The organism is Staphylococcus sp. EZ-P03, from assembly GCF_003344575.1.
GTDB classification, from domain to species: Bacteria; Bacillota; Bacilli; order Staphylococcales; family Staphylococcaceae; genus Staphylococcus; species Staphylococcus simulans_B.
The window spans coordinates 80624-94838 of record NZ_QPMO01000010.1 but is presented as its reverse complement, the minus strand read 5'-3'; the positions used below and the strand labels follow the sequence as shown (position 1 = coordinate 94838).

At 39.2% G+C, this 14215-nt stretch carries 13 protein-coding genes; all 13 read left to right on the top strand.

Annotated features, from left to right (window positions below):
* Positions 1-722 precede the first annotated feature (722 nt).
* Positions 723-1250, top strand: a complete 528-nt coding sequence (gene pyrR / locus DVJ99_RS06190) for a bifunctional pyr operon transcriptional regulator/uracil phosphoribosyltransferase PyrR (protein ID WP_105993891.1) — start codon at positions 723-725, stop codon at positions 1248-1250.
* 225 nt (positions 1251-1475) lie between these two features.
* Positions 1476-2777, top strand: coding sequence for a uracil-xanthine permease family protein (locus tag DVJ99_RS06185; protein ID WP_114603644.1), 1302 nt, complete (start codon positions 1476-1478; stop codon positions 2775-2777).
* Between the two features lie 30 nt (positions 2778-2807).
* On the top strand, positions 2808-3716 hold the full coding sequence (locus DVJ99_RS06180) for an aspartate carbamoyltransferase catalytic subunit (protein WP_114603568.1): 909 nt from the start codon (positions 2808-2810) through the stop codon (positions 3714-3716).
* Positions 3703-4974, top strand: a complete 1272-nt coding sequence (locus DVJ99_RS06175; protein WP_114603567.1) for a dihydroorotase — start codon at positions 3703-3705, stop codon at positions 4972-4974. The genes DVJ99_RS06180 and DVJ99_RS06175 overlap by 14 nt, the downstream gene beginning before the upstream one ends.
* A gap of 6 nt (positions 4975-4980) precedes the next feature.
* Positions 4981-6081 carry a carbamoyl phosphate synthase small subunit gene (locus DVJ99_RS06170; RefSeq protein WP_114603566.1) on the top strand — a complete coding sequence of 367 codons (1101 nt, stop codon included), beginning with the start codon at positions 4981-4983 and terminating at the stop codon, positions 6079-6081.
* Positions 6074-9247 carry a carbamoyl-phosphate synthase large subunit gene (carB, locus tag DVJ99_RS06165; protein WP_114603565.1) on the top strand — a complete coding sequence of 1058 codons (3174 nt, stop codon included), beginning with the start codon at positions 6074-6076 and terminating at the stop codon, positions 9245-9247. The genes DVJ99_RS06170 and carB overlap by 8 nt, the downstream gene beginning before the upstream one ends.
* A 103-nt stretch (positions 9248-9350) precedes the next feature.
* The gene (locus tag DVJ99_RS06160) at positions 9351-10115 is read left to right on the top strand and encodes a dihydroorotate dehydrogenase electron transfer subunit (protein ID WP_114603564.1); all 765 of its coding nucleotides are present in this window, start codon (positions 9351-9353) and stop codon (positions 10113-10115) included.
* Positions 10112-11029: a dihydroorotate dehydrogenase gene (locus DVJ99_RS06155; protein ID WP_114603563.1), complete on the top strand. Its 918-nt coding sequence runs from the start codon at positions 10112-10114 to the stop codon at positions 11027-11029. Before DVJ99_RS06160 ends, DVJ99_RS06155 begins: the two co-directional genes overlap by 4 nt.
* Positions 11029-11733, top strand: coding sequence for an orotidine-5'-phosphate decarboxylase (gene pyrF, locus DVJ99_RS06150; protein WP_114603562.1), 705 nt, complete (start codon positions 11029-11031; stop codon positions 11731-11733). Before DVJ99_RS06155 ends, pyrF begins: the two co-directional genes overlap by 1 nt.
* A gap of 1 nt (position 11734) precedes the next feature.
* Entirely contained in the window at positions 11735-12346 is a 612-nt protein-coding gene (pyrE, locus tag DVJ99_RS06145) for an orotate phosphoribosyltransferase (protein ID WP_105993899.1), read from the top strand.
* A gap of 26 nt (positions 12347-12372) precedes the next feature.
* Positions 12373-12564, top strand: coding sequence for a hypothetical protein (locus DVJ99_RS06140; protein WP_105993900.1), 192 nt, complete (start codon positions 12373-12375; stop codon positions 12562-12564).
* A 290-nt stretch (positions 12565-12854) separates the two neighbouring features.
* On the top strand, positions 12855-13256 hold the full coding sequence (locus tag DVJ99_RS06135) for a VOC family protein (protein WP_105993901.1): 402 nt from the start codon (positions 12855-12857) through the stop codon (positions 13254-13256).
* A 242-nt stretch (positions 13257-13498) separates the two neighbouring features.
* Positions 13499-14182 (top strand): polysaccharide biosynthesis tyrosine autokinase, encoded by a 684-nt coding sequence (locus tag DVJ99_RS06130; RefSeq protein WP_114603561.1) that lies wholly within the window; start codon positions 13499-13501, stop codon positions 14180-14182.
* Positions 14183-14215: the final 33 nt, after the last annotated feature.

The window sequence follows — 14215 nt, the reverse complement described above, 5'->3', positions numbered from 1 at the left end:
TTATGATCTTTTAGAATGAAGTGAAACCTAACATCACAGGTTAATTACATCGTGAGGTTTTAGAATTATGATCTTTTAGAATGAAGTGAAACTAAATCTCCTCTATTATATGCTTGGAATTGGTTTTAGAATTATGATCTTTTAGAATGAAATGAAACATATTAACTGGTTTTGTAGTCGTCACGTAGTTTTAGAATCATGATCTTTTAGAATGAAGTGAAACTCTAAATAACGAATATAGTAATTATAACTGTTTTAGAATTATGATCTTTTAATACACATTAGAGTCATTCTTTTTAAAGGTGTAGAGTTGATGTCATTGTTTGCAACTTTTGAATAAATTGGTTGATACATCATTTGTTGAATTAATTTTACTTGGTGATTACCCAAAAATTCCTTTGACATTTTGTTAATCTGTGTTAAACTAATTACAGTTTAATAAAGAAATCGTAAGTCTTTAATTGAGGGTACAGAGATGCTCCGAAGACAGGATAATTTTTACCATGTAAACACGATAAGCAGGAATAACTTCAGCGCTTTATTAAGATGTAGTTTTGTATGATTAAGCAATTCACCAACCCTGATTGCCATACAGATTTAATAAAGCAACCGACAAAAGTGTGACTGCAAGTGTTTGAGATAGTTCAATCTCCATGGTCTTCAAGAATCCCGTGTCTCTCAATTGAGACATGGGATTTTTTTATGGAAAGGTGAGTGCGGGAATGACAGAACGTATTGTATTAGATGATGCGGGAATGCAGCGAACTTTAACTCGAATTGCACATGAGATTTTAGAGTATAACCGAGGTACGAAGGATCTTGTTTTGTTGGGTGTGAAAACGCGCGGTGAGTTTTTAGCGAAACGTATCCAAGATAAAATCCAGCAGATTGAAGATACTACAGTACCGACAGGAACTTTAGACATCACGCAATTTCGAGATGATTTAGAATTACCTACACCTAAGATGTCAGAGAAATCATTTGTGATTGATGTTGATATCACAGATAAGGTCGTTATCATTATTGATGATGTGCTGTACACAGGCAGAACTGTACGTGCGTCATTGGATGCAATCTTACTCCATTCTCGACCACAAAAAATCGGATTAGCCACGTTGGTAGATCGCGGACATCGCGAGTTGCCGATACGCGCTGATTTCGTAGGTAAAAATATTCCAACTGCGAAAGACGAAGAAGTTTCAGTCTATGTGGATGAAACGGACGGTCGCAACGCAGTCATAATTGAATAGCTTACCCTTTTAAATCAGTACGAGAGACTGACAAAGGGTTAGATAGGATGGCGTTGTCACTTACAACTAAGCGCACGAGAGGCGCACAACTGTAAGAAACAACTTCTACCGAGGTACATCTGTATCTCAAACCTGACAACAACTTCTTATCTTTCCCCCACAAACGTCTCTTTGCATGCTGATTGCTGTAAAGAGATTTTTTTCATGAAAGGAAGAAAAAGAGAAATGGAAAATGAACAAATGTTTGAGCGAACGGTGAAACCCGTACTAGATGTAAATGAAAAGCCTAAGGCTGGCCAATGGGCATTCTTAAGCTTGCAGCATCTATTCGCAATGTTCGGCGCAACAGTTTTAGTACCATTCTTAACAGGCTTGCCGATATCTGCGGCATTGCTTGCATCAGGAATCGGAACACTGCTTTACATCTTAATCACGAAAGCAATGATTCCAGCGTACTTAGGCTCAAGTTTCGCCTTCATTACACCGATTATCACAGGATTAAGCACACACAGCTTAGGAGACATGTTAGTCGCACTCTTCATGAGCGGTATCATGTATGTCATCATCGGAATCTTAATCAAGTTAAGCGGAATCGGTTGGCTCATGCATTTGCTGCCGCCGGTTGTAGTAGGACCTGTCATTATGGTTATCGGCTTAAGTCTTGCACCGACAGCTGCCAACATGGCAATGTTTGAGAACGCTGGAGATATGAAAGGCTACAACGTCACATATCTGATTGTCGCAATGATTACATTAATTACGACATTAGTGGTTCAAGGCTATATGAAAGGGTTCTTCGCACTGATTCCGGTACTGATCGGAATTATCGTAGGCTACATCGCAGGTATTTGTTTCGGCATTGTAGACTTCAAACCAGTATTGAAAGCATCATGGTTTGATTGGCCGCACATCTATGTACCATTTGTAGATTATCATCCAAGTTTCCACTTCGGTCTGGTGCTCTTAATGTTGCCGATTGTGTTTGTCACAGTCAGTGAGCATATCGGACACCAAATGGTTATCAACAAAGTCGTCGGCCGCAACTTCTTCGAAAAGCCTGGTCTGCACAGATCAATTATCGGAGACGGTGTTTCAACAATGTTTTCAAGTATCATCGGCGGACCGCCAAGCACAACATACGGTGAAAACATCGGCGTTCTTGCCATAACAAAGATTTACAGTATCTACGTTATCGGCGGCGCAGCGGTCATCGCAATTATTCTGGCATTTGTCGGAAAGTTCACAGCATTGATTTCATCAATTCCAACGCCTGTTATGGGTGGTGTCTCCATTCTCTTATTCGGAATTATCGCTTCAAGCGGCTTGAGAATGCTGGTTGAAAGCAAGGTAGATTTTTCAGAAAACCGTAACTTAGTAATCGCGTCAGTAATTTTAGTAGTGGGCATCGGCAACTTAATGTTCGATATCCACGGCGTAAAAGTTGAAGGTATGGCACTGGCAGCATTGTCAGGCATCGTATTAAATCTAATTTTACCTAAAGCAAAACCGGAAACATCAAATAAATAAACTTTATCCAATTCTTAGGGGGAATTAACAATGAAACAATTAGTATCTATGGAAGACTTAACAAATGAAGAGATTTATTCACTTATCGAAACAGCGATCGAATACAAACAAGGTAAGCAAGTTCATAAACTAAATAATAAATATGTTGCTAACTTATTCTTCGAAAACTCAACGCGTACAAAATGCAGCTTTGAAATGGCAGAACGCCGATTAGGTATGCAAGAAATTCCATTTGAAACTAGTACTTCATCTGTTAAAAAAGGTGAGTCATTATACGACACATGCAAAACATTAGAAAGTATCGGAGTAGACGCTTTAGTAATCCGTCACCCGCAAAGAGACTACTACAAAGAATTAGAAGGATTGCAAATCCCAGTTATCAACGGCGGAGACGGCAGCGGTCAACACCCGACACAAAGTTTGCTTGATATCATGACAATCTATGAAGAATACAAAAAATTCCAAGGCTTGAACGTGTTAATCTGCGGAGATATCAAAAACTCTCGTGTAGCACGCAGCAACTACCAAGCACTTACAGCGTTAGGCGCTAATGTTAAATTCGCAGCACCTGATGAGTGGGTAGACGACTCACTAGATGCTCCTTATGTAAAAATCGATGATGTCATCGAAAAAACGGATATTGTAATGTTATTAAGAGTACAACATGAAAGACATGACGGTGAATTAAACTTTGACCCGACTGAATATCATGAAAAATACGGTTTAACAAAAGAAAGATACAACCGCATGAAACCAAAATCAATTGTGATGCACCCAGCACCAGTAAACAGAGGCGTAGAAATCGATACAGAATTAGTAGAAGCGCCGAAATCACGTATTTTCAAACAAATGAAAAACGGCATGTTCTTACGTATGTCAGTCATCAGCCACATCATTGCGGCACAAGAGGAAGGGGTTTTTATAGATGTTGCTAATTAAAAATGCAAAAGTATTAAAAGACGGTGAATTAACAGAAGCTTCTATCTTAGTAGAAGGCGATAAAGTAAAAGAAATCGCACCAAAAATTGAAGTAGGTTCAGAGGTTGAAGTGATCGATGCCAAAGGTTGCTTCGCCGCACCTGGCTTAGTAGATGTGCATGTGCACTTAAGAGAACCAGGCGGTGAACATAAAGAAACAATCGAAACAGGTACAAAAGCAGCGGCACGCGGCGGCTTCACTACAGTTTGTCCAATGCCGAATACACGTCCTGTACCGGATACAGTTGAACATTTAGACAACTTGAATCAATTGATTAAAGATAATGCACGTGTACGTGTATTGCCATATGCTTCAATCACTATCCGACAAGCCGGCAGCGAGCTTGTAGATTTCAAAGGGTTGGCTGATCACGGCGCATTCGCATTCACAGATGATGGTGTAGGGGTACAAACAGCCGGCACAATGTATGAAGCAATGCAGCAAGCAGCAAAATTAAACAAAGCAGTGGTTGCACACTGTGAAGATAACAGCTTAATCTACGGCGGCGCTATGCACGAGGGGAAACGCAGCAAAGAATTAGGTATTCCAGGTATTCCGAATATCTGTGAAGCAGTACAAATTGCACGTGACGTATTATTAGCTGAAGCAGCAGATTGCCACTACCATGTCTGCCACGTTTCAACAAAAGAAAGTGTACGTGCGATTCGCGACGCTAAAGCAGCAGGTATCCATGTCACTGCAGAAGTAACACCGCACCACTTATTAATGACTGAAGACGATGTCCTAGGCGACAACGCAATGTATAAAATGAATCCTCCTTTAAGAAGTAAAGAAGACAGAGATGCACTGATTGAAGGATTGTTAGACGGAACAATTGATTGTATCGCAACAGACCATGCTCCGCATGCAGCAGAAGAAAAAGCACAACCAATGACAAAAGCACCATTCGGTATTGTCGGAAGCGAAACAGCTTTCCCATTACTTTACACACACTTTGTAAAAAATGGCGACTGGTCATTACAGCAATTAGTCGACTACTTAACAATCAAACCTTCACAAATCTTTGACTTGCCATACGGCATCCTAGAAGAAGGCAAAACAGCAGACTTAACATTAATCGATTTAGAAGAAGAAAGAGAAATCAAAGCAGAAGATTTCCATTCAAAAGCAAGCAACACACCATTCATCGGTTATAAAGTATACGGCAACCCAGTATTCACTATGGTAGCTGGAGCAGTGGCATTCAAGGAGGAGTAAACAACCATGTTAGAAAAACGATATCTTGTATTTGAAGACGGTTCAATTTACGAGGGGAGAAAGCTTGGATCTGACAATTTAACCAAAGGTGAAATTGTATTTAACACAGCAATGACGGGTTATCAAGAAACAATTTCCGACCCGTCATACACTGGACAAATTATTACCTTTACGTATCCGCTGATTGGAAACTATGGCATCAACCGTGATGATTTTGAATCACTTGTACCAAGTTTGAGCGGTGTAGTAGTTAAAGAAGCCAGCACTCATCCAAGCAACTTTCGTAAACAAAAGACTTTCAACGACGTATTAGTTCAATATGATATTCCAGGTATTTCAGGTGTAGATACACGCAGTATTACACGAAAAATTCGTGAACACGGTGTCTTAAAAGCAGGTTTTACAGATTATCCTGAAGCAATACCTGAACTCATAGAAGAACTCCAACATTTTGAACTCTCTCGTGACGAAGTACCGATGGTATCTACGAAATCACCTTATGTTTCAACAGGATCTGATTTAAGCGTAGTACTTGTGGACTTTGGTAAAAAGCAAAATATCGTTAGAGAACTGAATGCACGCGGATGTAATGTAACAGTCGTACCTTACAATACATCGGCTGACACAATCATCAGCATGTCACCGGATGGTGTCATGCTTTCTAATGGCCCTGGCGACCCTGAAGATGTACCTGAAGCTGTCGAAATGATTAAAGGCATTTTGGGCAAAATTCCATTCTTCGGCATTTGTTTAGGTCATCAGCTTTTCGCCTTATCACAAGGGGCAACAGCCTTTAAAATGAAATTCGGACATCGCGGTGCGAACCACCCGGTCAAAGATTTAGCAACAGGCAAAATTTCTTTAACCAGCCAAAACCATGGTTATGCGATTGATGAAGCCTCAGTTGTACAAACAGATTTAGAAGTGACACATCTTGCTTTGAATGATGGCACAGTAGAAGGATTAAAACATAAAACGCTTCCTGCTTTTTCAGTACAATATCATCCAGAAGCATGCCCAGGACCTACTGATTCAAACTATTTATTCGATCAATTCATTACGATGATGAAGGAATATAAAGAGAAGGAGCGTTTTGTCAATGCCTAGAAATAATGACATCCAAACTATTTTAGTAATCGGTTCAGGACCGATTATTATCGGACAAGCCGCAGAGTTCGACTATGCTGGAACACAAGCATGTTTAGCCTTAAAAGAAGAAGGCTACCGTGTTATCTTAGTCAACTCCAACCCAGCTACTATCATGACAGACAAAGAAATCGCAGATAAAGTTTACATTGAACCGTTAACTCATGATTTTATCGCACGTATTATCCGTAAAGAACAACCTGATGCTTTATTACCGACATTAGGCGGACAAACAGGTTTGAATATGGCGATTCAATTGCACGACAGCGGTGTACTTGAAGCTAACAATGTACGTTTATTAGGTACAAAATTAACTTCGATTCAACAAGCAGAAGACCGTGAATTATTCAGAAGCTTAATGAATGATTTAGATGTACCAGTACCAGAGAGCGACATCGTGCATACAGTAGAACAAGCCTTTGCCTTTAAAGAACAAGTCGGTTATCCGTTAATCGTACGTCCTGCCTTTACAATGGGCGGCACAGGCGGCGGTATTTGTCATAACGACGAAGAACTTAAAGAAGTTGTGACGAACGGTTTGCATTATAGTCCGGCAACACAATGTTTGATTGAAAAATCGATTGCGGGCTTTAAAGAAATCGAATATGAAGTAATGCGAGACAAAAATGATAATGCGATTGTAGTCTGCAACATGGAAAATATCGACCCAGTCGGAATTCATACCGGAGATTCGATTGTAGTAGCACCGAGCCAAACCTTAACAGATGTTGAATATCAAATGTTGAGAGATGTATCGCTCAAAGTCATTCGTGCATTAGGTATTGAAGGCGGCTGTAACGTACAACTCGCATTAGATCCTTACTCAATGAATTACTACATCATTGAAGTGAACCCGCGTGTGTCACGTTCATCCGCATTAGCGTCTAAAGCAACAGGTTATCCGATTGCGAAATTAGCTGCGAAAATTGCGGTGGGCTTAACTTTAGATGAAATGTTAAACCCAGTCACAGGTACTTCATATGCTGCATTTGAACCAGCACTAGACTATGTCATTTCTAAGATTCCGCGTTTCCCATTCGATAAATTCGAAAAAGGCGAACGTGTCTTAGGTACACAAATGAAAGCCACAGGTGAAGTTATGGCCATCGGCCGTACTTACGAAGAGTCATTATTAAAAGCAATACGCTCATTAGAATATGGTGTCCATCATTTAGGATTGCCGAATGGAGAAAGTTACGATTTAGACTACATAAAAGAACGTATCTTACAACAAGATGATGAACGTCTCTTCTTTATTGGTGAAGCCATTCGACGCGGTACAACGCTCGAAGAGATTCATGAAATGACAAAAATCGATTACTTCTTCCTTAATAAATTCCAGCATATTATTGATATCGAACGCGAACTTAAAGCACATAAAGGCGATATCGAGTATTTGAAATATGCGAAGGATTACGGCTTCAGCGATAAAGTGATTGCGCACCGATTCGGAATGAAAGAAGAAGACGTTTATCAATTACGCCATGACAACGATATTAAACCAGTATACAAAATGGTAGATACATGTGCTGCAGAATTCGAATCTGCAACACCGTACTACTATGGCACATATGAAAGAGATAATGAGTCAGTTGTTTCAGACAAAGAAAAAGTCATTGTACTTGGATCTGGACCAATTCGTATCGGACAAGGGGTTGAATTCGATTATGCGACAGTGCATGCTGTTTGGGCAATCCAAAATGCAGGCTATGAAGCTATTATCGTCAATAATAACCCTGAAACAGTTTCAACCGACTTCTCTATCTCTGACAAACTCTATTTCGAACCTTTAACTGAAGAAGATGTCATGAACATCATCGACCTTGAACAGCCTAAAGGTGTAGTTGTGCAATTCGGCGGTCAAACTGCTATTAACTTAGCAGACAAACTTGCAAGACACGGTGTTCAAATTCTAGGAACATCACTAGAAAACTTAAACCGTGCTGAAGACAGAAAAGAATTCGAAGAACTGTTAAATGCAATCGATGTACCGCAACCAAAAGGTAAAACAGCAACTTCGCCCCAAGAAGCTTTAGACAATGCACGTGAAATCGGTTATCCGGTGGTTGTACGTCCATCTTATGTTTTAGGCGGACGTGCGATGGAAATCGTTTATAATGATAATGAGCTTGAAAATTACATGAGAGAAGCTGTTAAAGCAAGTCCTGAACATCCGGTACTTGTGGACAGATACCTCACAGGTAAAGAAATTGAAGTCGATGCCATTTCAGACGGCGAAACAGTCATTATCCCAGGTATCATGGAACACATTGAAAGAGCCGGTGTTCACTCAGGCGACTCAATTGCGGTCTATCCGCCGCAAACATTGTCTGACGAAGTGATTCAAACTTTAGAAGCTTATACAGTCAAACTTGCGAAAGGGTTAGACATTATCGGATTAATCAACATCCAATTTGTGCTTGCGCATGATGGTGTCTATGTCTTAGAAGTCAACCCAAGATCAAGTCGTACAGTACCATTCTTAAGTAAAATTACAGACATTCCTATGGCACAACTTGCGATGCGTGCCATCTTAGGAGAAAAATTAAGCGACCTAGGTTATCAACCTGGTCTTCAACCTTACTCAGAAGGTGTGTATGTTAAAGTACCAGTCTTCAGTTTCAATAAATTGAAAAATGTAGATATCACACTCGGTCCTGAAATGAAATCTACAGGTGAGGTTATGGGCAAAGACTTAACATTAGAAAAAGCTTTATTCAAAGGTTTGACAGCGAGCGGTGTAGAAGTGAAAGACCATGGCACAGTCTTGATTACTGTCAGTGATAAAGACAAAGATGAAATGGTTAAAATTGCGAAACGCCTCAATGAAGTCGGCTATAAAATATTAGCGACATCAGGTACAGCACAAAAATTAGCTGACAATGACATCCCGGTTGAAACGGTCGGTAAAATCGGCGGTGAAGATGATTTATTGACACGTATCCAAAACGGAGAAGTGCAAATTGTCATTAACACAATGACAAAAGGGAAAACGATTGAAAGAGACGGCTTCCAAATCAGACGTGCTTCTGTTGAAAACGGTGTGCCGTGTCTGACTTCATTAGATACAGCCAATGCATTGACAAATGTTATTGAAAGCATGACATTTACAATGCGCAGCATGTAGAGCAAACTTGTTTATTTAAGTGAAAGAATCATATATATTTAACTCAATCAAAGATGAATCATACTAAAGAGAAGCCATTCAATATTTAAAGGAGGATTAAGCGGTGGAACAAAATATTATCGTATCAAACAAAGAAATTGCTGACCGCATTTTTGAAATTAAAGTAAAAGGGCCTGTGACAAGCAAGATGACACAACCTGGGCAGTTCGTTCATATCAAAGTAGGTGAAGGATCATTGCACATGTTGAGAAGACCGATTTCAATTTGCCATATCGAACCTGAAATCGACACATTTACGATGTTGTACCGTGCAGAAGGTGCAGGAACACAGCGTCTTTCACAAATGCGTGAAAATGATGCGATTGATATTATCGCACCTTTAGGCAATGGTTTCCCTGTCGAAAAAGCAGAGCGCAAAGCTTTGCTTGTCGGCGGCGGTATCGGTGTTCCTCCTCTTTATGAGTTATCTAAACAATTAAATCGACAAGGTATTGAAACAGTGCATGTGCTTGGTTTCAAAAGCAAAAAAGATGTGTTTTACGCAGATGAATTTGCACAGCTCGGCGAAACACATATTGTGACAGAAGACGGCACAATGGGTTCAAAAGGTTTCGTAACGAATGTCATTTCTGAACTTCCGGTTGATTACGATGTGTATTACACATGCGGTCCTAAACCTATGTTAAAAGCGATTAAAGAACATGAAAAGCTGCAAGATGTTGAAGGTTTTATTTCACTTGAAGAACGTATGGGCTGCGGTATCGGCGCATGTTATGCATGTGTGTGCCATACGCCTGAATCTGAAACAAGTTATGTCAAAGTATGTACAGACGGACCTGTATTTGAGAAAGGAGCAGTCATCCTATGAGTCGATTAAATGTGGAAATCCCTGGTTTAGATTTAAAGAATCCGATCATGCCTGCAAGCGGTTGTTTTGCGTTCGGTGCTGAATTCAGCCAATTCTACGACTTGAGCGAATTAGGCGCGATTATGATTAAAGCCGCAACAAAAGAAGCACGTTACGGTAATGAAACACCGCGTGTCGCAGAAACAGACAGCGGTATGATTAATGCGATTGGTCTGCAAAATCCGGGCGTGCATCATATTTTAGAACATGAATTAAAAGCATTAGAACAATATGATGTACCGATTATCGCTAACGTAGCGGGTTCAAAAGAAGAAGACTATGTCTATGTAGCAGAGCATATTTCAAAAGCTCCGAATGTAAAAGCATTGGAATTAAATATTTCATGTCCGAACGTTAAAGAAGGCGGCATGCAGTTCGGAGTTGATCCTATAGTTGCGGCTGAATTAACACGCAAAGTTAAAGCTGTATCAGAAGTACCGGTTTATGTGAAACTTTCACCAAATGTTACAGATATTGTAGAAATGGCGAAAGCTATCGCAGAATATGCGGATGGATTAACAATGATCAATACTTTGGTCGGTCTTCGAATCGATGCAAAAACAGGACGCCCGATTATCGCAAACACTGTCGGCGGATTAAGCGGTCCAGCGATTAAACCAGTCGCAATGCGTATGGTTTATCAAGTCAGACAAGCAGTAGATATTCCGATTATTGCAATGGGCGGTGTTCAAAACGCGCAAGATGTTATAGACTATATTTCAGTGGGTGCGAATGCAGTGGCAGTCGGAACAGCAAACTTCCAAAATCCGATGGTTTGCAAGGAAATCATTGATGAACTGCCTGCATTGCTCGACGAACTTGGTGTAAACCATATCAATGAATTGTACAAAAGGACTTTTGAGGTGACAAAATAATGGCAAATCGTAATTTACCTTTACCGATTATCGCATTAGACTTTGCGACGGCTGAGGAAGTAGAACATTTCTTAGATTTATTTGATGAACCTTTATACATCAAAATCGGGATGGAGCTTTACTATCAAACAGGACCAGAACTCATTAACAAAATCAAATCACGCGGTCATGATATTTTCTTAGACTTGAAATTGCATGATATTCCGAACACAGTGAAACAAGCAATGGCAGGTTTAGGCCGTTTGAATGTTGATTTAGTAAACGTACACGCAGCGGGCGGTACAGAAATGATGCGCCAAGCTGTCGAAGGTTTGCGCAGTGTCAATAAAGACACGAAGATTATTGCGGTAACGCAATTAACTTCTACAACAGAAGAAATGCTGCATAAAGAGCAGAATATCCAAACTTCTATTGAAGAAGCGGTATTAAATTATGCACGTTTAACAAAAGAAGCAGGACTTGACGGTGTCGTATGTTCACCATTAGAAGCAGAGTTGCTGACAAAAGAATTAGGTTCAGATTTCTTGAAAGTCACACCTGGTATCCGTCCTGCACATTATGCACAAGATGATCAAAAACGTATTACAACACCAGATAAAGCACGTGAAATGGGTTCAACACACATTGTCGTAGGACGTCCGATCACACAAAGTGAAAATCCGGTAGAAAGCTATCATCATATTAAAGAAAGTTGGTTAGGTTAAGATGTCTAAAAAAATTGCACAATCATTATTAGATATTGGTGCTGTAGCATTGTCACCAAATGATTTATTTACATGGAGTTCAGGAATTAAATCTCCGATTTATTGCGATAACCGTGTTACATTAGCGTATCCTAAAGTACGTAATGAAATCCGCGATGGCTTAATCGCATTAATTCAAGAACACTTCAGTGATGCAGAAATCGTATCTGGAACTGCGACAGCGGGCATTCCACATGCAGCATTCATCTCTGAAAAATTAGATATGCCGATGAGCTATGTGCGTTCTAAAAGCAAAAGCCACGGTAAACAAAACCAAATCGAAGGTGCACAAAGCAACGGTAAAAAAATCGTAGTCGTTGAAGATTTGATTTCAACAGGCGGTTCTTCTTTAGTTGCAGCTGAAGCATTAAGAGAAGCAGGCGCTGAAGTAGTAGGCGTTGTTGCGATCTTTACTTATGGTTTAGCTAAAGCAGATAAAATGTTCAAAGATGCTGATATTCCATTCTATACATTAAGTGATTACAATGAATTAATCGAAGTGGCTAAAGAACAAGGTAAAATTTCTGAATCAGATATTCAGTCTTTAGTTGAATGGAGAGATAATTTAGCATAAGATAGAATTGGATGGAGGGATGGACCATGTCCGATTCGAATACACAAACTTCACAACGACCGTTTGCGCATTTAAACAAATTCCTTAACGCAAACGAAGATTACCGCGAAAGCCATGACAGCCATGATGCAGATGAAAATCAATGGTTATCGAATGAACAAGAGAAAAATATATTTAAAAAATGCAAAACTGATATAAAAGAAAAAGGCTATATTTAATCTATAGCGCAAAAAAGTCCGTAAATCATAATCACTGATGAGCAGTGAATCGATTTACGGACTTTTAAAATTAACGTAAATAAATTCTAATGAAAATATAGCCGATAATCATAATTGCGAGAAACGCAAGAATAGGTAAGACAAAATGAGACATAAATAGTACCTCCAATCAATTGATGCGCATGTTGCGTAATTACTTATCAATTTTGAATATACGTATTATACTATGAATAGCGTCATACATATACTGAAAGGGCTTTTCAGTATGAGAATAAACAGGAGGGGATAGTGTGCATATACCAAAAGTCACAACGTTTTTAATGTTTAATAATGAAGCTGAAGAAGCAATTGAACTGTATACCTCATTGTTTGAGGACAGTGAAGTCTTATCAATGGTAAAGTATGATGAGTTTGGTAGCGGAGAAGCAGGTGCTGTTCAACACGCCATCTTTCGTTTGAAAGACCAAGTACTTATGGCTATTGATAATTCAAACGGGACTGAGATTCCTATGAATCCAGCTATTTCTTTATTTGTGACTGTAGATAACGCTATGGAAATGGAACGATTATACAGCGGTCTTAAAAAAGGCGGCGCAATCTTAATGGCTAAATCAGAACTTGGCCCATATCGTGAATTTGCATGGGTACAAGATCGCTTCGGCGTTAATTTCCAACTTGCATTAATGGATTAATAGAATCATTTGAAATATGGCAGCTCATCTATGTGATGAGTTGCTTTTTTACTGTCAAATGATTAAGTACTACTTAATTTACTTTTATAGTAAGTTTTACCATAAAAAAACTTTATACAGACAATTATTTTTGATTGGTTCTATCTCTGAAATACCACTCATGATATAATTGGCAATGATTATCTATCGGACAATTAAATTTAATACGATTTAAAACAACTCAGACCTAAAAGGAGTCAAATATGTTCAGAAAAAAGAAGAAGCACTATCCTACTAATTCATTAGTCACAAAAGATAACGACAAAAATTACATAAGTGAACAATTTAAAAGCATTCGTTCAAATCTTTTGTTCTTTAGTATCGATCATGATATACAGTCCATCGTTGTGACATCAGAAAAACCAGAAGCAGGCAAAAGTACAATAGCGGCGAACCTCGCAGTCGTCTATGCACAAGCAGGTTATCTTACTTTATTACTAGATGGGGACATGAGAAAGCCGACACAGCACTATCATTTTAAAACAGACAATCAATATGGCCTGTCCTCTTTGATTACCAGCAATTGTACAATCAATGAAGCAATCACAAAGACAGAAGTAGAAGGGTTGGATTTAATTACCTCTGGTCCAACGCCGCCTAATCCATCAGAACTGATTGTTTCTCAACGTTTTAAAAATCTCCATCATACACTCAACGATTATTATGACTTCGTTATCATTGATACACCACCTGTAAACAGTGTGACAGATGCACAAATATTTTCCGAAATTGCAGGGAATGCGGTTTTAGTTGTAGATGTGGAAAACAACAACACTAAAGAAATCAAAAGAGGCAAAGCATTAATCGAAAAATCAGGTGCTAAGATATTGGGTGTGATATTAAATAAAGTCGTACCAGAAGACTTGTCTTATTCTAAATATTATTAAGATAAGAGACTTGGTTATTAATTGAGGGGTACA